Annotated in this window: 28 protein-coding genes and 1 tRNA gene; 1 reads left to right on the plus strand and 28 read right to left on the minus strand. The window is 47.3% G+C overall.

Annotated features, from left to right (window positions below; genetic code table 11):
• Nucleotides 1-18: 18 nt before the first annotated feature.
• From BN1080_RS11585 to BN1080_RS11635, 10 genes are all read right to left on the minus strand, one after another.
• The gene (locus BN1080_RS11585; protein ID WP_052652225.1) at nt 19-765 is read right to left on the minus strand and encodes an alpha/beta hydrolase; all 747 of its coding nucleotides are present in this window, start codon (nt 763-765) and stop codon (nt 19-21) included.
• Nucleotides 766-1,107: 342 nt separating this feature from the next.
• Nucleotides 1,108-1,335: a preprotein translocase subunit SecG gene (gene secG / locus BN1080_RS11595; protein WP_008429540.1), complete on the minus strand. Its 228-nt coding sequence runs from the start codon at nt 1,333-1,335 to the stop codon at nt 1,108-1,110.
• Between the two features lie 98 nt (nt 1,336-1,433).
• Nucleotides 1,434-2,729 (minus strand): phosphopyruvate hydratase, encoded by a 1,296-nt coding sequence (gene eno / locus BN1080_RS11600; protein ID WP_052652227.1) that lies wholly within the window; start codon nt 2,727-2,729, stop codon nt 1,434-1,436.
• A 20-nt stretch (nt 2,730-2,749) separates the two neighbouring features.
• On the minus strand, nt 2,750-4,282 hold the full coding sequence (gpmI, locus tag BN1080_RS11605; protein ID WP_052652228.1) for a 2,3-bisphosphoglycerate-independent phosphoglycerate mutase: 1,533 nt from the start codon (nt 4,280-4,282) through the stop codon (nt 2,750-2,752).
• Nucleotides 4,275-5,036 carry a triose-phosphate isomerase gene (gene tpiA / locus BN1080_RS11610; RefSeq protein WP_052652229.1) on the minus strand — a complete coding sequence of 254 codons (762 nt, stop codon included), beginning with the start codon at nt 5,034-5,036 and terminating at the stop codon, nt 4,275-4,277. Before tpiA ends, gpmI begins: the two co-directional genes overlap by 8 nt.
• Before the next feature lie 50 nt (nt 5,037-5,086).
• Nucleotides 5,087-6,268, minus strand: coding sequence for a phosphoglycerate kinase (locus tag BN1080_RS11615; protein ID WP_199876663.1), 1,182 nt, complete (start codon nt 6,266-6,268; stop codon nt 5,087-5,089).
• Between the two features lie 113 nt (nt 6,269-6,381).
• Entirely contained in the window at nt 6,382-7,386 is a 1,005-nt protein-coding gene (gene gap, locus BN1080_RS11620; protein WP_052652231.1) for a type I glyceraldehyde-3-phosphate dehydrogenase, read from the minus strand.
• Nucleotides 7,387-8,430, minus strand: a complete 1,044-nt coding sequence (locus BN1080_RS11625) for a sugar-binding transcriptional regulator (RefSeq protein ID WP_052652232.1) — start codon at nt 8,428-8,430, stop codon at nt 7,387-7,389. It lies immediately after the preceding gene.
• 108 nt (nt 8,431-8,538) lie between these two features.
• A complete protein-coding gene (locus tag BN1080_RS11630) occupies nt 8,539-8,769 on the minus strand; it encodes a glutaredoxin family protein (RefSeq protein ID WP_052652233.1) in 231 nt (76 codons plus the stop codon).
• Between the two features lie 173 nt (nt 8,770-8,942).
• Nucleotides 8,943-9,014: transfer RNA gene (locus BN1080_RS11635), tRNA-Arg, on the minus strand.
• A gap of 173 nt (nt 9,015-9,187) precedes the next feature.
• On the opposite strand from BN1080_RS11635, the gene clpP reads away from it, so the two are divergent.
• A complete protein-coding gene (gene clpP, locus BN1080_RS11640; RefSeq protein ID WP_052652234.1) occupies nt 9,188-9,787 on the plus strand; it encodes an ATP-dependent Clp endopeptidase proteolytic subunit ClpP in 600 nt (199 codons plus the stop codon).
• Nucleotides 9,788-9,836: 49 nt separating this feature from the next.
• Here clpP and BN1080_RS11645 read toward each other — a convergent pair whose 3' ends face one another.
• From BN1080_RS11645 to BN1080_RS11735, 18 genes are all read right to left on the minus strand, one after another.
• Nucleotides 9,837-10,094 carry an HPr family phosphocarrier protein gene (locus BN1080_RS11645; protein WP_052652235.1) on the minus strand — a complete coding sequence of 86 codons (258 nt, stop codon included), beginning with the start codon at nt 10,092-10,094 and terminating at the stop codon, nt 9,837-9,839.
• Between the two features lie 59 nt (nt 10,095-10,153).
• A complete protein-coding gene (gene whiA, locus BN1080_RS11650) occupies nt 10,154-11,104 on the minus strand; it encodes a DNA-binding protein WhiA (protein ID WP_052652236.1) in 951 nt (316 codons plus the stop codon).
• A gap of 24 nt (nt 11,105-11,128) precedes the next feature.
• Nucleotides 11,129-12,124: a gluconeogenesis factor YvcK family protein gene (locus tag BN1080_RS11655; RefSeq protein ID WP_052654578.1), complete on the minus strand. Its 996-nt coding sequence runs from the start codon at nt 12,122-12,124 to the stop codon at nt 11,129-11,131.
• Between the two features lie 4 nt (nt 12,125-12,128).
• Nucleotides 12,129-13,010 (minus strand): RNase adapter RapZ, encoded by an 882-nt coding sequence (gene rapZ / locus BN1080_RS11660; protein ID WP_052652237.1) that lies wholly within the window; start codon nt 13,008-13,010, stop codon nt 12,129-12,131.
• Entirely contained in the window at nt 13,003-13,488 is a 486-nt protein-coding gene (locus BN1080_RS11665; protein WP_052652238.1) for an NUDIX hydrolase, read from the minus strand. The genes rapZ and BN1080_RS11665 overlap by 8 nt, the downstream gene beginning before the upstream one ends.
• 376 nt (nt 13,489-13,864) lie before the next feature.
• Nucleotides 13,865-14,818, minus strand: coding sequence for a thioredoxin-disulfide reductase (trxB, locus tag BN1080_RS11675; protein WP_052652240.1), 954 nt, complete (start codon nt 14,816-14,818; stop codon nt 13,865-13,867).
• 67 nt (nt 14,819-14,885) lie between these two features.
• The gene (locus BN1080_RS11680; RefSeq protein WP_052652241.1) at nt 14,886-16,412 is read right to left on the minus strand and encodes a tetratricopeptide repeat protein; all 1,527 of its coding nucleotides are present in this window, start codon (nt 16,410-16,412) and stop codon (nt 14,886-14,888) included.
• Nucleotides 16,413-16,493: 81 nt separating this feature from the next.
• A complete protein-coding gene (gene hisIE / locus BN1080_RS11685; RefSeq protein ID WP_052652242.1) occupies nt 16,494-17,120 on the minus strand; it encodes a bifunctional phosphoribosyl-AMP cyclohydrolase/phosphoribosyl-ATP diphosphatase HisIE in 627 nt (208 codons plus the stop codon).
• Nucleotides 17,117-17,869: an imidazole glycerol phosphate synthase subunit HisF gene (hisF, locus tag BN1080_RS11690; RefSeq protein WP_052652243.1), complete on the minus strand. Its 753-nt coding sequence runs from the start codon at nt 17,867-17,869 to the stop codon at nt 17,117-17,119. The genes hisIE and hisF overlap by 4 nt, the downstream gene beginning before the upstream one ends.
• Nucleotides 17,863-18,591, minus strand: coding sequence for a 1-(5-phosphoribosyl)-5-[(5-phosphoribosylamino)methylideneamino]imidazole-4-carboxamide isomerase (gene hisA, locus BN1080_RS11695; RefSeq protein WP_052652244.1), 729 nt, complete (start codon nt 18,589-18,591; stop codon nt 17,863-17,865). Before hisA ends, hisF begins: the two co-directional genes overlap by 7 nt.
• Nucleotides 18,560-19,213: an imidazole glycerol phosphate synthase subunit HisH gene (gene hisH, locus BN1080_RS11700; RefSeq protein ID WP_052652245.1), complete on the minus strand. Its 654-nt coding sequence runs from the start codon at nt 19,211-19,213 to the stop codon at nt 18,560-18,562. Before hisH ends, hisA begins: the two co-directional genes overlap by 32 nt.
• Entirely contained in the window at nt 19,210-19,797 is a 588-nt protein-coding gene (gene hisB, locus BN1080_RS11705; protein ID WP_407674782.1) for an imidazoleglycerol-phosphate dehydratase HisB, read from the minus strand. The genes hisH and hisB overlap by 4 nt, the downstream gene beginning before the upstream one ends.
• 2 nt (nt 19,798-19,799) lie before the next feature.
• Nucleotides 19,800-21,077 (minus strand): histidinol dehydrogenase, encoded by a 1,278-nt coding sequence (gene hisD / locus BN1080_RS11710; RefSeq protein WP_052652246.1) that lies wholly within the window; start codon nt 21,075-21,077, stop codon nt 19,800-19,802.
• A complete protein-coding gene (gene hisG, locus BN1080_RS11715; protein ID WP_052652247.1) occupies nt 21,074-21,700 on the minus strand; it encodes an ATP phosphoribosyltransferase in 627 nt (208 codons plus the stop codon). The genes hisD and hisG overlap by 4 nt, the downstream gene beginning before the upstream one ends.
• Entirely contained in the window at nt 21,693-22,856 is a 1,164-nt protein-coding gene (hisZ, locus tag BN1080_RS11720; protein ID WP_052652248.1) for an ATP phosphoribosyltransferase regulatory subunit, read from the minus strand. The genes hisG and hisZ overlap by 8 nt, the downstream gene beginning before the upstream one ends.
• 134 nt (nt 22,857-22,990) lie before the next feature.
• A complete protein-coding gene (locus BN1080_RS11725; RefSeq protein ID WP_052652249.1) occupies nt 22,991-23,533 on the minus strand; it encodes an acyltransferase in 543 nt (180 codons plus the stop codon).
• Nucleotides 23,530-24,183 (minus strand): pyrophosphatase PpaX, encoded by a 654-nt coding sequence (gene ppaX / locus BN1080_RS11730; RefSeq protein WP_052652250.1) that lies wholly within the window; start codon nt 24,181-24,183, stop codon nt 23,530-23,532. The genes BN1080_RS11725 and ppaX overlap by 4 nt, the downstream gene beginning before the upstream one ends.
• On the minus strand, nt 24,180-25,115 hold the full coding sequence (locus BN1080_RS11735) for a nucleoside recognition domain-containing protein (protein WP_052652251.1): 936 nt from the start codon (nt 25,113-25,115) through the stop codon (nt 24,180-24,182). Before BN1080_RS11735 ends, ppaX begins: the two co-directional genes overlap by 4 nt.
• Nucleotides 25,116-25,129 lie beyond the last annotated feature (14 nt).

Below are 25,129 nucleotides of genomic sequence, written 5' to 3' on the forward strand. Positions count from 1 at the left end.
TTTCCTCCTTTAGACGCTTCACACACCCCAATCGAGTGTTTCGAGAAACGCTAAAATATCTTCGTGCAATTGTTCTTTTTCTTTATCGAGCGTGATGACGTGCCCGGATTCCTCATACCACTTTATCTTTTTCTCAAATGATTCTGCGTTCTCGTAAATGACATTCGCAGAATCCGTATTGATGACATCGTCTAATCTGCCTTGGACGACAAATAGCGGTGCATAGACATGGTCGACATGTTCTTTCACATCCGCGATTAGTGCCTGCAGATCAGCCAGAGATTCCATCGGGTGCTTTTTGAACTCTTCCATTTCTTCTTCGATAACTTCGTCGCTTTTTCCTTCATACTTCTTGTATTCCTGTGCATATTTTACAACGCCTTCATACATCAAGTCGGTTGTTTTCATATACATCGGCGCACACATCGTCACCAAACCCTTCACAGGGAATGTATACCCTAATTTCAGTGTGAATACGCCGCCAAGCGACAATCCAGCCACGGCAATTTCGGTATAGCCTTCATCCCGCAATTGGTGATAAGCTGACTCGACATCTTTCCACCAATCTTCCGGCCCTGTCGGAATCAGCTTTTCCGGCTCTACGCCGTGCCCTGCGTAATGAGGCGCAATCGATGTATAATTATGCTTTTCCAAGAACCGGCCAAGCATTCGTACATCCGCCGAGTTCCCTGTAAATCCGTGCAACAACAAGACCGCTCTCGGCCCTGATTTAAAGAAAAATGGTTTTGGCTGCGAAATTCGCATAAAAATCCTCCATCCTAATTTATAAAAGTTTCTCATTTATTCGATATTCCGCAAAATAGATTTACATATGTAAAAGTATTTTGAGATTTATTGATATGAAAGTAAGTTAATTCTATTTAGAACTTCAAAAATATTTAAGCTAGAAGAAAGAGCGGATGGCGGCGACTCCTGCGGGAACAGCACGAGCTGGAGCCACTGGACTGAGCGAAGCGAGGGAAGCGGCAGAAGCCTTGCCCGCGGAAAGCGTCCGCCAGAAGCGATTTCTTTATACCACATTAAAAATATACATTCCTAAAAGAAAACGCCTAACCAGTGTATTGGTCAGGCGATTTAATCTCTACATTAAACTTTTGTAACGGCGATAGCCAGAATAAAGAATAAGGCAGCCAGCACGATCGTTACTCGGTGCAAGACTAGGTCCAGCCCACGTGCTTTTTGCTTGCCGAAAAGTTGCTCTGCTCCACCGGAGATGGCTCCCGAAAGACCTGCACTTTTTCCTGATTGCAATAAAACGACAACGATTAATGCGAGCGATACGATGACAAGAAGCGTCATTAACAACGTATGCATAAATTCCACCTCCTGGACAAGAACTTTCACAACAAGACTAAGTTTACCAAAAACTTAGAACTATGACAATAGCATCGTTAAAAAGTCATGATTTGCATTTATTTTTTCAAGTTGTAGAAAGTTTTCACACCAAGGTATTGAGAAGTTTCGTTCAACTGATCTTCGATGCGCAGCAATTGGTTGTATTTAGCAACGCGGTCTGTGCGGGAAGGGGCACCCGTTTTGATTTGCCCAGCGTTTGTCGCTACCGCGATGTCCGCGATCGTAACGTCTTCGGATTCACCAGAACGGTGGCTGATGACTGCTGTGTAGCCTGCACGTTTCGCCAATTCGATAGCGTCGAATGTCTCTGTCAACGTACCGATTTGGTTTACTTTGATCAAGATGGAGTTGCCGACGCCTTGCTCAATCCCTTGAGCCAATTTCTTCGTATTGGTTACGAATAAGTCGTCCCCTACTAATTGAACGCGATCGCCAATGCGTTCAGTCAATAATTTATGGCCTTCCCAGTCGTTTTCATCCAAACCGTCTTCGATTGAAACGATTGGGTATTTGTTTGAAAGCTCTTCGTACCAGTCAACCATTTCAGCAGAAGTTTTCACTGTGTTGTCGCCTGGCAAGTTGTAAACGCCTTTTTCTTTATCGTAGATTTCAGAAGACGCAACGTCCATGGCAAGCAAGACATCTTCGCCTGGTTTGTAGCCGGCTTTTTCGATCGCTTCCATAATTGTTTGAAGCGCTTCTTCGTTTGATCCTAAGTTCGGAGCAAATCCGCCTTCGTCCCCAACAGAAGTGTTGTAGCCTTTTTCTTTCAAGACGCTCTTCAAGTTATGGAAGATTTCAGCGCCCATGCGAACTGCGTGGCGGAAAGATTCAGCGCCTACTGGCATAACCATGAATTCCTGGATGTCGACGTTGTTATCTGCGTGCTCGCCGCCGTTCAAGATGTTCATCATTGGAACCGGCAATTGTTTTGCGTTGAAGCCGCCTAAGTATTGATAAAGCGGAAGGTCCAAGTAATCTGCAGCTGCATGAGCCACTGCCATTGAAACGCCAAGAATTGCGTTAGCGCCAAGACGGCCTTTGTTTTCAGTGCCATCTAATTCGATCAACGCTTTATCGATCGAAACTTGGTCAAGAACGGAGAAGTTGCCTTCTAGTTCATTCGCAATTTCGCTGTTTACGTGTTCAACTGCTTTAAGAACGCCTTTTCCAAGGTAGCGGCTCTTGTCACCATCGCGAAGTTCTACAGCTTCATATTCTCCTGTAGATGCTCCAGATGGAACGATTGCGCGGCCGAACGCGCCGCTTTCTGTGAATACTTCAACTTCGACTGTTGGGTTTCCTCGTGAATCCAAAATTTCGCGTGCAATAATGTCAGTAATGATTGGCATGTAAAAACAGCTCCCTTAGTTTAGAATAGTGGTCTTCCTGTCATTTCTTTCGGTTGTTCGATGTTCAATAATTTGAGAACAGTTGGTGCTAAATCGGCCAGGATGCCGTCGTTTCGCAGCACTTCTCCTGGTTTAGTGACGATGACCGGCACTTGGTTTGTCGTATGCGCCGTCATCGGCAAGCCGTCGATTGTCACCACTTCGTCCGCGTTTCCGTGGTCCGCTGTGATGATGGCCGAACCGCCTTTTGCATGCAGCGCATCAATGATTTTGCCTAAGCATTCATCAACGGTTTCGATGGCTTTGATCGTTGGTTCAATCATTCCGCTATGGCCGACCATATCCGGATTAGCGAAGTTCAAGATAATCGCGTCGTGTGCATCCGCTTCGATTTGAGCGACCAATTTCTCTGTCACTTCATACGCGCTCATTTCCGGCTGCAGGTCATAAGTCGCCACTTTCGGTGAATCGACCAAAATCCGGTCTTCACCCGGGAAAACATTTTCGCGTCCGCCGCTCATGAAGAACGTAACGTGCGGATATTTCTCAGTTTCTGCAATGCGCAGCTGCGTCAAACCATTTGCCGAAATCACTTCGCCGATTGTATTCTCCAAGTTCACCGTTTCAAAAGCGATGCGCGTTGGCAGAAGGTCACTATAAGAAGTGAAAGATACAAAAGTCAGGTTCTTCGGATGATTGGCGCTTAACGGGAAGCTATTAAAATCTTCCGTAATCAATGCCGAAGTCAACTGGATCGCCCGGTCGGGACGGAAATTAAAGAAGATGATCGAATCATCCGAGTTGATCGTTGCAACCGGTTCGCCTTCCTCGACAATCGCATACGGCACAACGAATTCGTCCATGACGCCCTGGTCATACGATTCAACTAATCCTTCTGTTGCAGAAGATGCAGTCAGGCCCACCCCGTCGACGATGACGCGGTAAGCTGTTTCTGCACGGTCCCAACGTTTGTCGCGGTCCATGGCATAATAGCGTCCGCTGATGGATGCAAACCGGCCAATGCCAATTTCTGCCATTTTTTCTTCTGTTTTTTCAATATAGCCGAGCGCCGTTTGCGGGCCGACGTCACGGCCATCTAGGAAGCCGTGAACGTAGACTTCCGTCAAACCTTGCTGCTTCGCAAGTTCCAAAAGCGCAAACAAATGCTCATAGTGGCTATGGACACCGCCGTCTGACAATAAGCCCATCAAGTGAAGCGAAGTACCTTTCGCTTTTACATTGGCTACCGCTTCAAGAAACGCCGGGTTTTGGTAGAAGTCGCCATCACGGATTGATTTATGGATGCGGGTCAAGTTCTGATAAACGATGCGGCCTGCACCTATATTCAAATGCCCGACTTCCGAATTGCCCATTTGGCCATCCGGCAGGCCGACAGCCTCGCCAGATGCCGTTAAAAGATTATGTGGATAGGTTTCCCAGAGTTTATCAAAATTAGGTTTTTTCGCTTGCGCCACAGCATTGCCGAATGTTTCCTGGCGGCAGCCGAAGCCATCTAAAATGATAAGTGCCACTGGATTTTCTGTATTACGCATGCAATCCCGCCTCTAGTAATTTGACAAATGAATCTGCCTCTAAACTTGCACCGCCGACCAATGCGCCGTCGATGTGCTCCATACCGAGCAATTCTTCGATATTCGCCGGTTTGACGCTGCCGCCGTATTGGATGCGGACTTGATCGGCCGCTTCCGGGCTGTATAGACTCGCGATTTTTTTGCGGATTACGCCGCAAACTTCATTCGCATCTTCAGCAGTGGCTGTTTTTCCAGTTCCAATCGCCCAAATCGGCTCATAGGCAATGACCAATTGGTTGATCTGCTCTTCAGCCAACCCGGCAACGCCTGCTGCTACTTGGTTTTCTACGATCGAAGCGGTTGCGCCGCTTTCACGCTGCTCCAATGTTTCACCTACGCACATGATCGGCGTAATGCCATGTTCATATGCAGCTTTGACTTTTTTATTGACCGAAACGTCGCTTTCATTGAAATACTGGCGGCGCTCCGAATGGCCAAGAATGACATAATTGATGCCGATATCTTTCAATTGGACCGGGCTGACTTCCCCAGTATAGGCGCCTTCTTTTGCATCATGCATCGTTTGGGCACCAATTTGAAGCGTGCTGCCTTCCGTAGCCTGCACTAATGGTTGAAGGAATAGGGAAGGTGCGCAGATGATCGAATCGACTTTATCTGCATCCGGTGCCAATCCTTTTACTTCTTCGATGAATTGTTTAGCTTCTGAAAACTTTTTGTACATTTTCCAGTTACCTGCAATAATCGGTTTTCTCAAAGAAATCCACTCCTCTTATCCGTTTTCTTAAACATTGTTAATTTTATTGTTTATTTGTCCGTCAGTGCACTGACTCCTGGAAGATCCTTGCCTTCCATGAATTCAAGAGAGGCACCGCCGCCTGTTGAGATATGGTCCATTTGATCGGCTACGTGGAATTGCTCTACTGCCGCTGCTGAATCGCCGCCGCCAATAATCGTGTAAGCATCCGTTTCAGCCATCGCCTGCGCTACCGATTTCGTGCCATTTTCGAAAGAGCTCATTTCAAAAACGCCCATTGGCCCGTTCCAGATGACCAATTTCGAATTCTTGATGACGTCTGCATAAAGTTCCACTGTTTTCGGCCCGATATCCAGCCCCATCCAGTCGCTTGGAATTTCTTTTATGTCAGCCACTTTCGTTTCGCTGTCATTTGAAAATTCTTTTGTCGTGACTACGTCAACCGGAAGATACATTTTCACGCCTTTTTCTTCCGCTTTTTGGATGAAAGACAGTGCCAAATCGATTTTATCTTCTTCTAATAAAGAAGTTCCGATTTCATAGCCTTGCGCTTTCACAAATGTATACGATAAGCCGCCGCCAATGATCAAGTTATCGACTTTATCCAACAAGTGGTCAATGACCCCGATTTTGTCTTTTACTTTTGCGCCGCCGATAATCGCTGTGAACGGGCGGTCCGGTTCAGACAAAGCTTTTCCTAGGACATCTAATTCTTTCTCTAAAAGCAAACCGGAAACTGCTGGAAGATGCTCGGCAATACCGGCAGTAGTTGCGTGCGCCCGGTGTGCTGCGCCAAATGCATCGTTTACAAAGACATCAGCCAAATCAGCAAAAGCTTTTGCTAATTCCGGATCATTTTTTTCTTCACCTGGATGGAAGCGGACATTCTCCAACAAGACGATATCGCCTTCTTCCATAGCCGCTATGGCCTGTTCCACGTTTTCCCCGATCGACTCATCGAGGCTCTTTACTTCTTTATGTAATAATTCAGCCAGCCTTGCACCGGCAGGAGCCAGTCTCAAGTCTTCGCTGACTTGGCCTTTTGGTCTGCCTAAATGGCTCGCCAGTATCACTTTCGCACCGTTCTCCACCAAATATTCGATGGTCGGCAATGCCGCACGGATGCGCGTGTCGTCAGTTACGTTTCCTTCAGCCATTGGCACGTTGAAATCTACTCGGCAAAATACACGTTTCCCCTTTAAGTCCACGTCTTTCATGGTCATCTTCTTCAACATGAAATTACCTCCCGTTCGTTTAAATAAAAAGAAGAGGTGGGGTAAATCCCCACCCCTTTTACCCTCTTTCATTATAGAGGTTCATCGGAAATTAAGCTATGATTTTGGGATTACAGCCCTGTTTTGTACATGTGCAACGCGATGTCGATGCATCGTGCAGAATAGCCTGATTCGTTGTCATACCATGCAAGAACTTTTACCATGTTGCCGCCAAGTTCCATTGTAGATAATAGGTCAACAGTAGATGAAGCTGTCACTCCGTTGTAGTCGCGTGAAACAAGCGGAAGTTCGCTGTAGCTCAAGAAAGCATTTTCGTCTTTGTCGATTGCTTCTTTCAACGCATTGTTTACGTCTTCTACTGTTACGTCTGTGTTCAACTCAGCAACTAAGTCGATCAATGAAACGTTTGGTGTAGGAACGCGGATTGCCATTCCGTCAAGTTTGCCTTCAAGTTCTGGCAATACTTTTGTTACGGCAACTGCAGCGCCTGTAGTTGTCGGAATCATTGATTCTGCTGCAGAACGTGCACGGCGGTAGTCTTTATGCGGTGAATCCAACAGGATTTGGTCGTTTGTGTACGAGTGGATCGTTGTCATCATCGCTTTTTTGATGCCGAATTTGTCGTTCAAGATTTTAGAAATTCCAGCAAGGCCGTTTGTTGTACAAGAAGCGTTTGAAATCACGTCGTCTTCTTGTGGGTTGTAGCTTTCATGGTTAACACCCATTACTAGTGTCTTCATGTTTTTGCCTGGAGCTGAAACGATAACTTTTTTAGCGCCTGCTTGGATGTGTTTTTTCGCATCGTCAGCATTTGTAAAGAATCCAGTAGATTCGATAACGATATCGATGTTGTTTTCTGCCCATGGCAAGTTTGCAGGATCTTTTTCAGAGTAAACGTGGATTTTCTTGCCGTTTACGATCAAGTCATTGCCTTCAGATGAAATTTCTGCATCCAATGTGCCGTGGATTGAATCGTATTTAAGCAAGTGTGCCAACATTTTAGCATCTGTTAAATCGTTTACTGCGACAACTTCCACTTCTTCGTTTGCCAATGCTTGGCGGAATACAATACGTCCAATACGTCCAAATCCGTTAATCGCTAATTTTAAAGTCATTTAAAATTCCTCCTGTTTTGTAGTTAACTCAATTATTTTTCTTGCTGCACCTTCATCCGTAACGAGCACGGTCTGTCTCGGTGCAATGTTGAAATAAGAAAGAATCGCTTTCGCTTTTGATCGTCCTCCCGCTACAGCCAAAATGGCTTTCGCTTTTTGGACCTGTTCCATTTGGATTCCCGCAGTTCGGATGCGATAAACAACATTTCCTTCATTGTCGAAGTAATAGCCGAATGCTTCGCTGACCGCGCCGCCTTTGCGGATCATCTCGACTTCTTCCGGCGATGATTTCCGGTGAAGCGCAATTTCCTCGGCGTTGCCGATTCCATGCACGACGACGTCCGTCTCATCATACAAATCCATCATTTCTTTGATGACCGGTTCACGCATCATCATTTCGTAGGCTTCTGCGCTGAGGTGGTCTGGCAAGTAAAGTGTTTTGACCGCTCCGCCTGTCTTCTCTGCAAAAAGTGATGCAATGGTGTTTGCCTGATGAAGCACATCTTCCCCGAGTCCGCCTCGCGCTGCAATAAATTGCAGCGACCGGTCCCGTTTGTCAGAAGAAATCTCTTTTGAGATAGCAGCCATCGTACTGCCGCCAGTCACGGCGATTTTTTTATGAAGTGGGAACTTCATTTCTAATAACCTTGCGGCCTCTTTACCGATTTTCGTTTTTACTGCTGGAATATCGTCGCTGTCCTGAGGCAAGATCAGCACTTGCGAAATCCCTAAAATGGCTTTCAGCTGCTTTTCCATATTGGATAAGCCGGACATTTCACGCATGAATTCTTTTAATGCCTCCAGCACTTCTATTCCTTGCGGCGATATCGCCATCCCGGCAGTTTTCGCTTCAATCAATTGCTGGCCTCGCAGAAGATCCGTTTCTTTCCGGATGTCGCGTTCGGTCATTCCAGCAAGTTCACTCAGCGTACGCCTGCCAATCGGCTCTTCCATCTGGATCGTCTGAAGAATTTGATAACGTTTTGTTAGGAGGTCGGTCATTTCCGGCATGAGCTTTTTTTTCGCTTCCGTTAATGGATCCATTGATTCACTCCATTTCAAGTTGGACGTTTTTTGTCCCACTCAATATTTTTCTGTCCCACTAGTTACATTCTACCGAACGGCTTTCCAAAATGCAAATAAAAAGAAGCGTTAAAATTCTAACGCTTCGAGCAGTTCAACGTAGCCGATCCTTCCGTAGATGAGAATTTCTCCTTCTCTTTCAATAACCGGTATCATCAGCATATATTTTTCGTGCAGCTGTTCATCGCTTTCAATATCGACTTCCTGATACTCCAGCGGAAAATCTTCTTTGACCAGCTCCAACATCAATTTCGCTTCTTCGCATAGTTCGCAATTTGAACGGGTATATAAAGTAAGCATTGCTTTCCCTCTTTCATTTTTATTTGCCAGTGACGCTATTATACTATTCACCCATAATATAATTAAGCAACTTGTCTGACGCGGAAATCCTTAGATTTGCCCGCTAGCTCTCTCTTCAGCCAAAAGAAAAAGCCACCCGTTCCACTGAATAAAGTGGAGCGAGCGGCTACGGATACCCTCGGAGGGAATCGAACCCCCATTTCAAGAACCGGAATCTTGCGTGTGATCCATTACACTACGAGGGCAAATGGTCCTTAACGACTTTTCTATTATAACCATAACAAAAAAACATTTCAAGTTGATTTTTGCAATTCGTTAGATTTGACCTTCATTGACCATGATGTGTATGATATTAATACAGCTGAAATGAATTTTTCAGCATGGCTAGAAACTATCTATTATGAGGAGGAACTATCTTATGAACTTAATTCCTACAGTAATTGAACAAACAAGCAGAGGCGAACGTGCATATGACATTTACTCTCGCCTTTTGAAAGACCGCGTCATTATGTTGGGAAGCGGAATCGATGATAACGTGGCAAACTCAATCGTCGCTCAGCTGCTGTTCCTTGAAGCGGAAGATCCAGAAAAAGATATTTCCATCTACATCAACAGCCCGGGCGGAAGCATCACAGCTGGTATGGCGATCTACGATGTTATGCAATTCATCAAACCGGATGTCCAAACGGTTTGCATCGGGATGGCGGCTTCAATGGGCGCTTTCTTGCTTGCAGCTGGAACAAAAGGCAAACGCTATGCATTGCCGAATGCTGAAGTCATGATTCACCAGCCACTTGGCGGTGCTCAAGGCCAAGCAACTGAAATTGAAATCGCTGCAAAACGCATCTTGCACCTTCGCGAAAAATTGAACGAAATTTTAGCGGAGCGTACTGGACAGCCGCTTGAAGTGATTTCAAAAGATACTGACCGCGACAACTTCATGACTGCGGAACGTGCGCTTGAATACGGTCTGGTTGACCAAATCATCACGCGCAACAAAATGTTGGAAGAAAAATAAGTTTGACACGAAAAAAGCTTGCAGCCGAAATGGCTGCAAGCTTTTTTTATTATCCTTCTTGTTCAACGAGTCCGGCCAGTGAATCCACGGCATTTTGCTCATCGTTGCCATCAGCCGAAATTTTTACGGTCGTGCCTTTGCTGATTGCTAAACTCATGATGCCCATGATGCTTTTCGCATTTACTTTTTTATCATCTTTTTCAAGATACACATCTGAACTGTAGCGGTTTGCTTCCTGAACAAACAAAGCCGCTTGCCGTGCCTGCAAACCGGATTTCAATTGAACTTCCACTTGTTTTTCAACCATGCTGATCCTCCTCTAAAACTGACTAGACTCTTTAAAAATATATGAAAGAACGGACGGGGCTACCGGCCGATCATTTCTCCTTTTCTCAGCGATTCAGCAATTTCATCGATTTTGCGCAAACGGTGGTTGACGCCAGACTTGCTGACGTTTCCCGTCGACACCATTTCCCCCAGTTCCTTCAAGGTAACATCCTGGTATTCAACGCGCAAGCGCGCAATTTCCCGGAGCCGCTCAGGCAGCTGGTCGATGCCGATCACATTGTCGATAAACCGGATATTTTCCACTTGCCGCAAAGCCGCATCGATGGTTTTATTCAGATTGGCGGTTTCGCAGTTGACCAGGCGATTGACGCTGTTTCGCATATCGCGGATGATCCGGACGTCTTCGAATTTCAGCAGCGCTGAATGCGCGCCCGTCAGGCTGAGAAAATCTGCAATCTTTTCCGCTTCTTTCAAATAAGTGATGAAGCCTTTTTTCCGTTCAATGGTTTTGCTGTTCAGTTGGAATTCGTTCATGAGTTCCACCAAAGAATCCGCATGGTCTTTATAAGACGAGTAGATTTCCAAATGGTAAGAAGAAGTTTCGGGATTGTTGACCGATCCTCCTGCTAGGAAAGCGCCTCTTAAATATGAACGTTTGCAGCAATTTTTCTCAATCAATTTTTTGTCGATATCGTGATGGAACTGGAAGCCTTCCGAAATGATCGCTAAATCTTCCAGAATCATTTTCGCGCCTTCGCGTAGGCGGCAAATGTAGACATTGTTCTTTTTCAACCGCATTTTTTTGCGGACGAGCAATTCGACCGAATAGACTTTGTAAAATCTTTTCAGCAATGTATAGATTCGGCGTGCAATCGCCGCATTTTCCGTCTGGATATCCAGGCTCAATTGCCGATTCGAGAAAGACAATGTGCCATTCATCCGGATCAATGCGGATAATTCCGCCTTTCCACAGCAATCATCGACTTCTATTTGAGTCAGTTCTTTTTTTGTTTCCGATGCAAAAGACAAACCTAGTCCCCCCTCTTCAAAGCATTAGAAGTAAAGATGCTTTGAATCTTCTTTAGCAAGGCCACCGGCATATCCAAATAACCATTCTGCAACTTTCATCGGTTCATGGCGCACGGCCTCTCCAAAGATATTCGTGATTTCTTCTTTGTAGACTTCAAGTCCCATGTTCCGCAGATGTTCTTCGTCATATTCTACTGGCCAAGCCCGTTCTTTCTTATAGCGTTCCACTACCGACGGCGGAAATTGAATTTTCCCGACGAGGATAGCATCTAAAAAGTCTTCTCCTACATGGTCATACAAAGCTTGGACATGGTCGGAAGCTGTATAGTGGTAGGTTTCGCCTGCTTGCGTCATCAAATTGCAAATGTAGATCTTTTTCGCTTGTGATGCCATTAAGGCTTTTTTAATATCTTTTACCAATAAATTCGGCAAAATGCTGGTATAGAGAGAACCCGGCCCGACAACAATCACATCGGCTCTATTGATCGCGGCAATGGTGTCCGGCAAGGTTTTTACGTCATTCGGCTCTAAAAAAACCCGTTTAATGGGCTGCAGATAAGCAGGAATTTTGGATTCGCCGCTCACAATGGTGCCATCTTCGAATTCGGCATGAAGCGTGACCAACTGGTTGGCAGCGGGCAATACCGTCCCATTGACATTCAGCACCCGGCTCATTTCCCGCACTGCGTGCGAGAAATCTCCTGTGATTTCAGTTAAAGCTGCGAGCATCAAATTCCCTAATGAATGCCCGTCCAAATCAAGCGATTGTTTAAAACGGTACTGAAACATTTCAGCAACGAGCGGCTCTGCATCCGACAAAGCCGCCATGACATTCCGGATATCGCCTGGCGGCGGAATGTCCAAATCGTTGCGCAAGCGTCCTGAGCTTCCTCCGTCATCGGCTACCGTGACGATAGCCGTTAAATCAAGCGGAAATTTCTTTAATCCTCTTAACAAAGTGGAAAGCCCCGTGCCCCCACCTATAATGACAACACGCTTACGGCGTAAAGCACCTGTCATGTACTCAGCCCTTTCTTGTTTTGACATCGCGATGCGTAATAATGGTTTTATTGCCTTCTGCCAGCAGTTTTCCGTAATATTCGGCAAAAGTCACGGAGCGGTGCTGTCCGCCCGTACAGCCAAAAGCGATCACCAGCTGTGCTTTGCCTTCGTTTTTGTACTGGGGAATCATAAATTCAAACAGATCGGTCAGCTTTTCGATCAGGGTCTGCGTTTCGGTCCATTGGAGCACATAATCCGAGACCGGTGCATCGAGACCCGACATCGGTTTTAGCTCTTCTATATAATAGGGGTTTGGCAGAAAACGGATATCGAAGACCAAGTCGGCATCAATCGGCATGCCGTGCTTGAATCCAAATGACATCACGTTCACGGTAAAAACATTGCTTGAAGTTGATGCAAAATCGCTGACAATTTTCTCTTTCAATTGCCGTGGGGTCATAGTAGAAGTATTGTAGATGTATTTCGCTCTTCCTTGAAGGTCCATCAGCATGTCGCGCTCTTTTTTGATCCCGCCGAGCACTAAGCCGCCCGGAGATAACGGATGTGAGCGTCTTGACTCTTTGTAGCGGCTGACAAGCGTCTGGTTGTCAGCATCCAAAAACAGCAAGGTCGTTGAAACTTTCGTCTCTTTCGAAATGTTGTCGATTGCATCGACCAGGCTATCGAAAAAGTCGCCTCCCCGAAGATCCATCACGGCCGCGACTCGCTTCATCGATTTTCCGGAATCTCTCATCAACTGGATGAACGTCAGCAATAATGCCGGCGGCAAATTGTCAATGGTGAAAAACCCAAGATCCTCAAAGCTTTGGATAGCGACCGTTTTTCCGGCTCCAGACATGCCGGTAATAATGATTAACTCTGTCTCTTCTACATGTTTATCCATTTTGGGGATTCTCCTCTTCGACCGATGTTTGTAAACTTTCCTTGATCAATTCAAAATCCGCTGTGTAATGGAAAGTCCCGTATTGCATACCTGGCTGGTTTACCGCAAACAGCAAATTGCTGCGGTCTCCTTCTGCCATTGGTAAAAACGCCAAACTCTCGACCGGATGCCATTCCAGCAATCCTTCTCTCGTCTCTTCAAATAATTGGCCTTCTAAATCTCTCGCGATAAATGTATAAAGCATCCATTCATCGACAACTTGACCGTTTTCATAAATCATCATTGTATAAATGCCTTTTAAATGGGTGCCGATCGGTTTTGCTCCGGTTTCTTCCGTGAATTCCCGGATCCCCGCTTCATAAATCGACTCGCCTGATTCCATTTTTCCGCCCGGAGCGACATACCAATTGCGCCGAGGTTTTCTTAATAACAGTACTTGTCCATCACGGACTACTAATAAATTCGCAATTCTCTGCACATTCGACACTCCGTATCTTTTGTAAACTCTCTCCATTATACAACTATCCTGGCGTGTCATGCAAAGAAAGAAAAGCAGAAGCGCCTGGGTAGCCTCGACAAGCGCTGGAGGGCTTAAGGTGAATGGCGTTCTTTGCCATTTACCGTAAGACCGAAGCGACCTCGAGAGGCTGGGTGCTGGAGCTAGACAGAAAGAAAAGCAGAAGCGTCCTGTTAAACCTCGGCAGATGGATGACAAACACAAAAAGAGGCCGCCTCCCGGAATTTCCGGAAAACGGCCTGTCAAATTACTTTATAAAAAGGGGGTCAATTTACTATCTTTACTATACCACCGGTTCATGTCAACGGTGTTACAAAAGCGTTAAGAACGCGTTAAATTAAGCTTTAATCCCTGTTTTTTCAAGCAATTCTTCAATATAATGCTGAGCAGCCTGGGCAGCGATGCTTCCGTCGCCTGTAGCTGTCACCACTTGGCGAAGCATTTTCTCGCGTACGTCCCCTGCAGCGTAGATTCCTGGCACAGAAGTCTCCATTTTTTCGTTCGTTACGACATAGCCTTCGTCATTTAAAATGCCTAATTCAGCGAATGGCTTAGTCAATGGAAGCATACCGATATAAATGAATACGCCGTCTGCTTTAAATTCCTGCTCTTCTCCGTCTTTTGTTGACACCAGCGTCACGCTGCCGACTTTACCATTTTCATCGTTGATTTCTTTCACCGTATGGCTCCAGATAAAATCAATTTTGTCATTGGCAAATGCGCGGTCCTGAAGGATCTTTTGAGCTCTTAGTTCATCCCGGCGGTGGACAATCGTCACTTTGTCAGCAAAGCGCGTCAAGTAGACGCCTTCTTCTACTGCAGAGTCTCCTCCACCCACTACGACCAGGTTTTTCTGTTTAAAGAACGCCCCGTCACAAACCGCACAATAGCTGACTCCGCGTCCGCCCAATTCGTTTTCGCCCGGGATGCCCATTTTTTTGTATTCGGCTCCGGTTGTAATGATGATTGCACGCGCTTTGTATTCTTTCGAGCCCGCTTTGATCGTTTTGTATTCTTCGCCGTCGATGATTTCTTTTACATCGCCATACGCATATTCTGCGCCAAATTTTTTCGCATGTTCGAACATTTTGTTGGAAAGATCCGGCCCTAAGATATGGTCAAAGCCTGGATAGTTTTCGATTTCTTCGGTGTTGGCCATTTGTCCGCCTGGAATACCACGTTCAAGCATCAACGTTGAAAGGTTGGCTCTTGAAGTGTACACAGCAGCGGTCATGCCTGCTGGTCCGGCTCCGATAATAATCACGTCGTAAATGTTTGTTGTTTCAGTCATAATAGGCCCTCCTCGGTCTCAATAAGTAAATCGTATAAGATATTTTCTTTTCCGGCAAGGTTTTTGCCTAGGACTCAAAAATCGGCAAATATTGGATCAATTGATTGACGTATTTTGTTAAAGTCGCCGCGGATACTCCGAAATGCGCGGCAATTCCTTTTTTTGTAATGGCATGGTCTCGCGAGGATTTGACCATATAATCCACTGCCGCCGCAAGCGCCCGGGGGTTTTTAAATTCATACCCGCGATCAAAGGCTTTTTCCACTAACATGAACCACATTTGGAATGCATAGGAGCCTTTCTCTGTGACCATGTTTTCTTCAGCGTACAGAATCTCCGTCGCTTCCATCGCCCGCAAAAATGCTTTTTCTTCCTGGATCGAGTCATTAAAGGAATGGCCCAGTGCATATCCGAGCAAATACGTTTCAAGGACCGTCGGCTGTTCTGCCTTCAGCCATTTCGGATGCGAAATGATTTCTTGTTTATGGGATGATTTTCCGAGTAAGAACAGGCCGAATAGCCGTTCACTGCGATGCTCGTGGTCAAGCTTGTCGATCAAATAGTCGCGGTTATGCTCCAATGCATCTTCATGGGGCATTTTCTCATGTTCGTACCACGGTTCATAGCCGTCTTTGCCGGGATCCATTTTCGTTAGTTGCTTCCAGGCCTGTCTTGCGACCTCTTCATGGCCCGAATGGTAGGCTGCATGCGACAGCCAGAAATAAAAAGCCGGGTCTCCATCAAAGCCGCGTTTTTGAAGGCTTCTGAGCCAGCGATAAGCTTCTTTGTATTTGCCGACAAGCGCAAATGTAGCTCCTAATTTATAGCGGTGCTCAAAAACATAAGGCTGGATCTTTTTCAAAAGCGCCAAGACATCTTCAAGTTCCTCGTTCTTTTCGTAATAATGAAATACGGCCAGATTGCACAGCGCATGGAGATTGCCCGTATTGCGTCTTAACACATCATGCAATAGCGCTTTTGCCATCTCCGTTTCCCCGATATAGAAATAGGCCAAAGCCAGATTATTGTGGGCTCCCCAGAAATCGGGTTTTTCCTCAATCAGATTTTCAAGGAGTGTGATGGCCTTCGCAAAATCGCCTTGCTCCATGAGGCGCCGCGCTTTTTCCTGTTGATAGAAATCTTCGCTGTCCTGCGCTTCCCCTTCATCATCAAACAGCTGCCAGTCTTCCTGTTCCGCAAAATCGATGATTTCGAGCGCCTCAGCCACATACTGCCCTTGAGGAACGCTTTCGGTATATTTCTTGGCATAATTCCGCGCTTCCAGAAACATGCCGAGATGTGCATGGACTTCTGCCAGGAAAAAGAGGGTTTCAGCTTGCAGCGGATCCAGCTCATGCGCTGTCCGCAGCGCTTCCATCGCCTGCTCAAATTCCTGCATCTCCATGAGGACAATGCCGAATTGCGTCCAGATGACCGCTGATTCAGGGCTTAATTCTGTTGCCCGCTGCAAGTATTTATGGGCTTTTGGATACTGCTCTTTCTGCAGCTCTTTTAAGCCTTTTTTGTAATAATATTCGCCTGTTGGAATGAACGACAGGACATTCTGATGGTTTTTCTGTTTTTTATTCTCCAAAATATGCCTCCGCAAAAGTAAAAGGAACGATAGTCATCGCTCCTTCACTTAAATATGCTGTCATTATAGCATATTTCCCTGTTATTTACTTGAAGTTTTTACTGCATGCCGCTCTTGGAGCACAGCAATCACCTGGTCCAAATCCACTTTTTGTTCTTGAAGCAAGACCAGTACGTGATAGAACAAATCGGCCGTTTCCATCGATAATTCCTGTGGATCCCGGTTTTTAGCGGCAATGATGACTTCCGCTGCCTCTTCTCCGACTTTTTTGCAGATCTTATCGACGCCTTCGGTAAAGAGGTAGGTTGTATAAGCCCCTTCCGGCATTTCCTGTTCCCGGTTCCGAATCAATTCGGTCAATTCCTTGAACATGTCCGCTTTCGACGGATTTGGCGTTCCGGAAAGTGTTTCATTGAAGCAGCTGTTTTCTCCTGTGTGGCAGGCAGGCCCGTTCGGAATCACTTCGTAGATCAGCGCGTCGCCGTCGCAATCCAAGCGTACAGCGGTCACTTGCTGCGTATTGCCGCTCGTCGCCCCTTTGTTCCAAAGTTCCTTGCGGCTTCTCGAATACAGCCATGTTTCGCCAAGTTCGATGGTTTTGTTGACCGCTTCTTCATTGGCATAAGCCAAGGTCAATACTTCTTTCGTTTCAGCGTTTTGAATAATCACGGGAATCAGCCCGTTTTCATCGTATTGGATTTTGCTCATCGGACATTCACTCCCTTAGTTTTTAAATAATCTTTTACTTCAGCAATGCTCGTTTCCTTGTAATGGAATATCGAAGCGGCAAGTGCCGCATCTGCGTCCACTTCTTCAAAGACTTCGGCAAAATGCTCGCGGTTTCCTGCACCGCCGCTCGCGATGACCGGCACTTCGACCGCTTCCCGGACCGCCTGAATCATGCTCAAATCAAATCCGTCTTTTTGTCCGTCCTTGTCCATGCTCGTAAGAAGCAATTCACCGGCGCCAAGTTCGACGCTCCGCTTCGCCCATTCGACAGCGTCCCATTCGGTTTTATTGCGTCCGCCGTGCGTATAGACGTCCCAGCTGTCGCCGTTTCTTTTCGCATCGATCGCAACTACGATGCACTGCGAACCGAAATAGTCGGCGCCTTCTTTGATCAATTCCGGCCGGTCCAGCGCCGCCGTATTCAACGACACTTTATCCGCTCCGGCTCGCAGCATCCTCTTGATGTCTTCAAGCGTCCGGATGCCGCCGCCGACTGTAAACGGAATCGACAATTCGGTCGCGACGGTTTTTACGACTTCAACCATCGTCTCTTTTCCTTCGTGCGATGCGGAAATATCGAGAAACACCAATTCATCGGCGCCTTGCTTATCGTAAAAACGGGCAAGCTCCACCGGATCTCCGGCATCCCGGAGCGACACAAAACTGACGCCTTTGACAACGCGCCCTTCTTTGACGTCGAGGCACGGAATAATGCGTTTCGTCAGCATGACAGCGCCTCCTCGAGCGTAAAGCGTTTTTCATACAATGCTTTTCCGATGATGACGCCGGCAATCGAACTGTCGGCCGCCGCCTGTTTAACGCTGCGGATATCTTCAAGCGTCCCGATGCCGCCCGAAACGATCACTTCCGCCTGATCAGCTGACACCAATTTTTTATTGGCCTCGATATTCGGGCCTTGCAGCGTACCGTCTGTAGCAATATCCGTGTAGATGAAATGCTTCGCGCCTTTGGAAGCGAAAAAGTTGGCGACATCCGTTGCCGATTGGCTCGACGTTTCAAGCCATCCTTCAGTCGCCGCCATGCCGTCTTTCGCATCAATGCCGATGACAATTTTCTCGGCTCCAAATTCTTCTATAAAGGAAACCGCAAGTTCCGGGTTGCGGATGGCAAGGCTGCCGATAATGACCCGGCTCACGCCGTTTGATAAATAATGTTTAATGTCTTCACGGGTACGGATGCCGCCGCCGATTTGGACTTTAACCGGCAATTTCGCCGCTTCGATCACGACTTGGTCGTTGATGCGGACGCCGTCTTTGGCACCGTCCAAATCCACCATATGGATCCATTCCGCTCCTGATGCTGCGAATTGCTTCGCCATGTCCACCGGCGAATCGCCGTATACCGTTTCCTGGTCGTAATCCCCTTGGTAAAGGCGTACGCATTTGCCGCCGCGCAAATCAATGGCGGGGTAGATCTGAAACTTGCTCATCGAGATTCCTCCTGACATTTGCAATCCATTGCTCCAATAAATAATGGCCGAAATCACCTGATTTTTCCGGGTGGAACTGCATGCCGGTGATCAACCCGGAGCCGACCACTCCCGGCACCTGCACTTCCCCGTAGCTAGCAGTTCCAAATACTTCCTGTTCGTCGGTATTGACCGCTAAGAACGAATGGACAAAATAGACGTGTGTGTCGACTTGCAGGTCATCAAGCCAGTAAGGCATCCGCGAAAACTCCAAACGGTTCCATCCCATATGCGGGATGCGGTGCGTGCCTTTTTCGAAGCGGCGAATCTGGCCTTTCAGTAAGCCAAGGCCATTTGCCGGTTTTACTTCTGAACTGTCTTCATATAATAATTGCATGCCGAGGCAAATTCCGAGAAGCGGAATTTTCCGTTCCGGCAACGACCGGATAAACGAAGACAAGCCTTTTTCATTCAACAATTCCATCGCGTCCGGAAAAGCCCCGACGCCCGGAAGCAAAATCCCTTCCGCTTCCTTCAGAATCTCGGGATCGTCTGAAAGAATTACCGTGCAATCCAATTTCTTCAGCGCTTGTTCCACACTGAAGAGATTGCCCATGCCGTAATCGATAATGCCGATGATCATGTCAACAACCCCTTTGTCGAAGGCACGCCTTTCACACGCGGATCGATGCTTGTCGCTTCATCCAGTGCACGCGCGAGTGCTTTGAAAACCGCTTCGATGATATGGTGTGTGTTTTTGCCGTAATGGATGATGACGTGGACGTTCATGCGGGATTCAAGCGCGAATTTCCACAGAAATTCCTGCACCAATTCCGTATCGAATGTGCCGACTTTGGCATTTGGAATTTCGCCTCTCAGTTCAAGGTGAGGGCGGTTGGAACAGTCGATGACCACTTGGGCAAGTGCATCGTCCATCGGCACAAATGCGTTGCCGTAGCGGCGAATCCCTTTTTTATCACCCAGGGCTTCTTTCACTGCCTGGCCGAGCACAATGCCGATATCTTCCGTTGTGTGGTGATCGTCAATATGCGTATCGCCGTCCGCTTTAATCTCGCCGTCAAATAACCCGTGCTTGATGAACAGATCCAGCATATGGTCCATAAACGGGACGCCGGTTTCGATATCGGCCTTTCCTTCGCCATCCAGTGAAAAGGCAACCGCCACTTTCGTTTCATTCGTATCTCGTTTCAATTCCGCTTTTCTCATCATCAGTTCCCCTTTTCCCATGAACGCGATTCCACTGCCCGTGCGTGGCCTTCCAGCCCTTCTAGACGCGCAAGCCTCGCAATCTTCGCTTCGTTGTTATGCCATGCCTGTTCACTATAATAAACGACGCTCGTCCGTTTGATAAAATCATAGACCGATAATGCGCTTGAGAACCGGGCCGTGCTGTTTGTCGGCAGCACGTGGTTCGTGCCGGCAAAATAATCGCCGACCGGCTCCGATGAATAGCGCCCAATAAAAATGGCGCCGGCATTCTCGATTTTTTCAGCCGCTGCTTCTGCATCGGCTGCAATAATTTCAAGGTGTTCAGGCGCCAGCTCATTGGCTGCCCGGATCAGTTCACCCATCATTTCGCCGATATAAATCATGCCGTGCTCCTGGATCGCTTGCGCCGCAATGGATTGCCGCGGCAAAGTTTCAAGCTGCCGGTCGATTTCTTTTGAAACTGCGTCAGCCAGTTGTTCGCTGGTCGTGAGCAGAATCGCACTCGCCATCGGGTCATGTTCGGCTTGAGACAATAAATCCGCTGCCACTTCATCGGCAAAAGCGGTGTCGTCTGCAATGACCGCAATTTCACTCGGTCCTGCAATCATGTCAATCGCGACGTCACCGTACACTTCGCGTTTAGCAAGCGCCACAAACACATTGCCCGGCCCCGTAATTTTATCCACAGCTTGGATCGTTTCCGTGCCATACGCAAGTGCAGCAATCGCCTGTGCCCCGCCGACTTTATAGACTTCCACAACCCCTAAGATATGGGCAGCTGCTAAAACGCCGTCTGACAATGCCCCATCTTTTCCAGGAGGCGATGTAATGACGATGCGCCGCACGCCTGCCACTTGAGCCGGGATGACGTTCATCAATACAGATGACGGATAGGCGGCTGTGCCGCCCGGAACGTAAAGTCCGGCCGACCCAATCGCCGTCACCCGCTGCGCAACATAAGATCCGTCCGCTTTCTCGTTTTTATAGCCTTCCTGCTTTTGGCTTTCATGGTAGCTTCGGATATTTGCTGCCGCTTCCTTCAAATCTTCCAGCAATTGCGGGTCAAAACGGGCAACGGCCTCATCGATTTCTGTTTGGTTGACACGAAGGCTGTCGAGTTCAACCCCGTCCCATTTCGCTGTATACTCATGCAAGGCCTGGTCTCCGCTTGCACGGACCTGTTGGATGATTTCTTTGACGGCCGCCAATTGGGCGGCGTTTCCTTCCGCTACGGTTCTTCTGAGCGAAATGCCTGCTGCTAATTTCGTTTGTTTCATTTTAGCGCCTGCTTTCTCAGCTTTTCAACCATTTCCGAGATGCGCTGCTGTTTTAATCGGTAGCTAACTGGATTCGCGATTAATCGGGACGTGATATCGACAATTTTTTCATATTCCACTAAGCCGTTTTCTTTCAACGTCTTTCCTGTCGAAACGATGTCGACAATGCGGTCCGCAAGGCCAATCATCGGCGCCAGTTCAATCGAACCGTTCAATTCGATAATTTCCACTTGTTCGCCTTTGCTGCGATAAAAGCGGGAAGCGACTTCCGGATATTTCGTCGCGATGCGCGGCGTCACTTCGTTCATGGTCGTATTCGGCAAACCGGCTGTCGCGATGTAGCAGCTGCTGATGCCAAGGTCCAATAATTCATGGACCGAACGGTCATGTTCGAGCATCACATCTTTGCCGGCAATCCCGACATCGGCAACTCCGTGTTCTACATAAACCGGTACATCCATCGGTTTTGCCAGGATAAATCGAAAACGCTCGTTCGGCGCTTCGACAATCAGCTTGCGGGAATCGTCCAGTTCTTTCGGCAAGTCATAGCCTGCTTTCACCAATAACTCATAAGCTTCTTCAAAAATGCGCCCTTTTGGCATCGCAATCGTCAATTCATCCATTCTTCCCACCGTCCAATCGTCTGACATCGCTGAACAATGCCGTAAATTCATCTAAAGCCTGCACAGCCGGAGCGTACTGAAGCGTCGTCCGCTGCCCTTCCGAACGAAGTTTTTGCGCCAATCCATGCGCTTCCTGCTCCGTTTCTTCTGTGAACAAAACAAGCGTCTGCGATTCTTTTTCGCGGTTTGGCGCCATTGCTTCCAGCAGGCGGTCAACCCGCAAACCAAATCCGGTTGCGCCGACTTGAAGATCGAATTGCTTCATCAATCCATCGTAGCGTCCGCCATTGCCGAGCGGAAATCCGCTTCCTGCTCCGTAGAACTCGAAAACCAGCCCTGTGTAATACGTCATATGGCTAATAAACGACAGGTCGAATGTAACTGAATCCGTCAGGCCATTGCGTTCCATAATGGTATGCAATTTCAGCATTTCTTCATATAAGCTGTTTTGTTCTGTATTTAAAGGGTCGATCCATTGCTTCCATTCTTCCAGCTCAGAAGTTGTGATCAGCCGGTTAAAGCTTTCTAATGATTCTTCTTTTATTGGCAAGGTTAAAGCCAATTGTTCAAATCCGACACTGTTCTTGGAAACTAACGCTTCCCGGACCAAATCGATCTGTTCCTCCGATAAGCCGAAATCCTTTAAGATCAACTGAAGCAATTGGGTATGGCCGATGACCACCCGAACCGATTCCACTTGCAGCTCTTTCAGGATGGAAGAAGCGAGAATGATCACTTCCGCATCCGCATAAAGAGAATCATCCCCAATCAATTCAACGCCCATCTGTTCAAATTCCGCAGGGCGTCCCCCTTCACGCTTTTGCGCCCGGAAAACATTGGAGTAATAAGCCAAGCGTACCGGCATTTTTTCTTTTAATAATTTGGATGCCGCAACGCGTGCAATCGGCGAAGTCATGTCTGGACGCAGTACTAAGGTTTCGCCTTGGCTGTCCAATAATTTAAAGAGGGCATTGTCAGCGATTGCGCTGATTTTCCCGATCGTTTCGTAATATTCAAGCGTCGGCGTCTGCAACAGATCATAGCCTGCTTTTTCCATAATGGATGTGCCTTTTGAACGCAATTCCGTTTTCTTTTTTGCGATAAAAGGGAAATCATCCCGCATGCCGAGCGGTTTTTCGAACATTTGGATCGTCATTGGATTCACTTCCTAAATTTGGTTATTTTACTTTAGTTAGTTAGAGTGGTGAAGTATTTTTAATTTTAACTTATCTTTCTATCAACCGTCAAGGAATTAGAAAAAAAGCCCGTGAAGAAAAGGGTTGTTTTTCTTCACAGGCTTTCTATTGCTGCTTGTTCAGCAGCGCTTTCTAATTGGCGTTCTGCCATTTGTTCAGCTGTATAAATGACCTTCATCGGATTGCCGCCGACAAAAGCGCCGGCTGGAACGTCTTTATGGACCAATGTGGCAGCAGAAACGATGGCGCCGTCTCCAATGGCAATGCCGGGCAAAATGGTGCTGTTTGCACCGATCATGACCCGGTCGCCAATCACCACTTCCCCGAGCCGGTATTCTTCGATTAAATATTCATGGGCAAGAATCGTGGTGTTGTAGCCAATGACCGAATTTTTGCCGACTTTGATTTTCTCCGGAAACATGACATCGAGCATCACCATTAAAGCGAAGGAAGAATGCTCGCCGATTTTCATGCCGAGAAACGTTTTGTAAAGCCAATTTTTCATGGGCAAAAACGGAGTATAGCGCGCTATTTGAATAACCACAAAGTTCTTTGCGACTTTCCAGAACGGAACCGTCTTGTAGACATGCCAAAGTGAGTTAGGGCCAGTGACGAAATGGCGCTCCGTCTTTCTCATTGGACCGCTTCTTTCGTCAATTCCAGCAAATCGCTAATGTGCTGCAGCATATAATCCGGTTCGTAGCTTGCTAAAAAAGCTTCTCCTTTAATCGACCAAGCAACTCCCGCCGTCCGGACGCCGGCATTTTTGCCGCCTTCGATGTCGTGGTAATTGTCGCCGATCATCAACGCTTCTTCTTTTGAAGCGCCCAGCTTCTCCAATGCCAATAAAATGGGCTCCGGATCCGGCTTTGGATTTTTCACTTCATCCAAACTGATGACATGCTCAAACACTTCTTCAATCCCCATCAGCTTCAAGCCGTGCCGAATGTTCGCACTTCTTTTCGTTGACACAATCGCCATCTTCACGCCGCGCGCTTTCAGCAAGCGCAACGTTTCAGCAACTCCATCATATTCAGTCACCAGTTCATCATGCATTTGTTTATTGGTTGCGCGGTATTGTGCGATCAATTCGACAGCCCGCTCCGCATCGATCGATTCGAATGTCTGCTCGAGCGACGGACCGATAAAATGCAGGATGTCTTCCCTTTCATAGCGCCCTGGGAAATGCTCTGCAAGAACCGCCATAAAGGTTTGGATGATCAATTCGTTAGTATCGAGCAGCGTGCCGTCAAAGTCGAACAGCAGTGCATTGATTTCTTTCGTCATGTCGAATACACTTCCTTCCGGTTAGCTTCCGATTTCCGCCAGACGTACGATACGAAAATCGTCAAAACAAGGGCTGTGGCGAGCCGGATCAAGAACAGCGGCCAAATCGGGATACCAAGCGGAATAAAGATCAGCGTATCTTCGACGATGGCGTGGCAGGCAACGAGGAAGATAAACGCCAACGTTGCATCTTTTTTGCTGACCCCGTCCTCCTGGACGGCTTGGATCATGACGCCTGCTCCCATCGCCAAGCCGAAAATCAAGCCGGATGCCAAAGTTAAAGAAGCATTTTTTTTAATTCCCAGAAGGCGTGTCAATGGCCCCATGCCATCCGAAATGCGCTGCAAATACCCTTTGTCTTTCAATATTTGGATCATGAGCATAAGCGGGATGACAATCATCGCTAATTGCAAAACACCGAATGTCGCTTTTTCAAGGCCTAACAGGAAAATGCCCATCCAGCTTTCAGGATCGGCTGCCGCTTCCGGTGCAAATCCGTACTGGGCAATTTCGCCGCCGCCTTTCCACACCAGGTTGATGATAATTCCTGAAAGCGCAGCTAATCCGAAACGGACCACTAACACGACCCATAGTTTAACGCCAACTTTCAAGGCGACCCCGGTTTCAATAAAAATATTATGCGAAAACGACAGCATGACCGCGAGAATGAAGACTTCCTTCACGGTCAAATCCAAGGAAAGGATTCCGGCAATGCCGGCATAAAGGTTCAAGGCATTCCCGAGAACCAGCGGGATGGCGGCATCTCCGCTGAGCCCAAACAATCCCATGAGCGGAGATACTAAATCAATTATAAAAGGCAAAACAGGCGTGAACTGGAGCATGGTCACGATTAAGGTAATCGGGAAAATCACTTTCCCGAGTGTCCATGTCGTTTTAAGGCCTGCTTTTAATCCGTTTTTCAAAGTAGACATTCCATCGCTTCTTT

Origin of the sequence: Planococcus massiliensis (assembly GCF_000821325.1) — a bacterium.
GTDB lineage: Bacteria > Bacillota > Bacilli > Bacillales_A > Planococcaceae > Planococcus > Planococcus ruber.

Excerpts from the sequence above, each read along its gene's own strand:
- BN1080_RS11585 (WP_052652225.1), bottom strand. The coding sequence starts at position 765 with ATGCGAATTTCGCAGCCAAAACCATTTTTCTTTAAATCAGGGCCGAGA.
- secG (WP_008429540.1), bottom strand. The coding sequence starts at position 1,335 with ATGCATACGTTGTTAATGACGCTTCTTGTCATCGTATCGCTCGCATTA.
- eno (WP_052652227.1), bottom strand. The coding sequence starts at position 2,729 with ATGCCAATCATTACTGACATTATTGCACGCGAAATTTTGGATTCACGA.
- gpmI (WP_052652228.1), bottom strand. The coding sequence starts at position 4,282 with ATGCGTAATACAGAAAATCCAGTGGCACTTATCATTTTAGATGGCTTC.
- gap (WP_052652231.1), bottom strand. The coding sequence starts at position 7,386 with ATGACTTTAAAATTAGCGATTAACGGATTTGGACGTATTGGACGTATT.
- BN1080_RS11625 (WP_052652232.1), bottom strand. The coding sequence starts at position 8,430 with ATGGATCCATTAACGGAAGCGAAAAAAAAGCTCATGCCGGAAATGACC.
- BN1080_RS11630 (WP_052652233.1), bottom strand. The coding sequence starts at position 8,769 with ATGCTTACTTTATATACCCGTTCAAATTGCGAACTATGCGAAGAAGCG.
- clpP (WP_052652234.1), top strand. The coding sequence starts at position 9,188 with ATGAACTTAATTCCTACAGTAATTGAACAAACAAGCAGAGGCGAACGT.
- BN1080_RS11645 (WP_052652235.1), bottom strand. The coding sequence starts at position 10,094 with ATGGTTGAAAAACAAGTGGAAGTTCAATTGAAATCCGGTTTGCAGGCA.
- BN1080_RS11655 (WP_052654578.1), bottom strand. The coding sequence starts at position 12,124 with ATGACAGGTGCTTTACGCCGTAAGCGTGTTGTCATTATAGGTGGGGGC.
- rapZ (WP_052652237.1), bottom strand. The coding sequence starts at position 13,010 with ATGGATAAACATGTAGAAGAGACAGAGTTAATCATTATTACCGGCATG.
- trxB (WP_052652240.1), bottom strand. The coding sequence starts at position 14,818 with ATGACTGAAACAACAAACATTTACGACGTGATTATTATCGGAGCCGGA.
- hisIE (WP_052652242.1), bottom strand. The coding sequence starts at position 17,120 with ATGAGCAAAATCCAATACGATGAAAACGGGCTGATTCCCGTGATTATT.
- hisF (WP_052652243.1), bottom strand. The coding sequence starts at position 17,869 with ATGCTGACGAAACGCATTATTCCGTGCCTCGACGTCAAAGAAGGGCGC.
- hisA (WP_052652244.1), bottom strand. The coding sequence starts at position 18,591 with ATGAGCAAGTTTCAGATCTACCCCGCCATTGATTTGCGCGGCGGCAAA.
- hisH (WP_052652245.1), bottom strand. The coding sequence starts at position 19,213 with ATGATCATCGGCATTATCGATTACGGCATGGGCAATCTCTTCAGTGTG.
- hisB (WP_407674782.1), bottom strand. The coding sequence starts at position 19,797 with ATGAGAAAAGCGGAATTGAAACGAGATACGAATGAAACGAAAGTGGCG.
- hisD (WP_052652246.1), bottom strand. The coding sequence starts at position 21,077 with ATGAAACAAACGAAATTAGCAGCAGGCATTTCGCTCAGAAGAACCGTA.
- hisG (WP_052652247.1), bottom strand. The coding sequence starts at position 21,700 with ATGGATGAATTGACGATTGCGATGCCAAAAGGGCGCATTTTTGAAGAA.
- hisZ (WP_052652248.1), bottom strand. The coding sequence starts at position 22,856 with ATGACGATCCAAATGTTCGAAAAACCGCTCGGCATGCGGGATGATTTC.
- BN1080_RS11725 (WP_052652249.1), bottom strand. The coding sequence starts at position 23,533 with ATGAGAAAGACGGAGCGCCATTTCGTCACTGGCCCTAACTCACTTTGG.
- ppaX (WP_052652250.1), bottom strand. The coding sequence starts at position 24,183 with ATGACGAAAGAAATCAATGCACTGCTGTTCGACTTTGACGGCACGCTG.
- BN1080_RS11735 (WP_052652251.1), bottom strand. The coding sequence starts at position 25,115 with ATGTCTACTTTGAAAAACGGATTAAAAGCAGGCCTTAAAACGACATGG.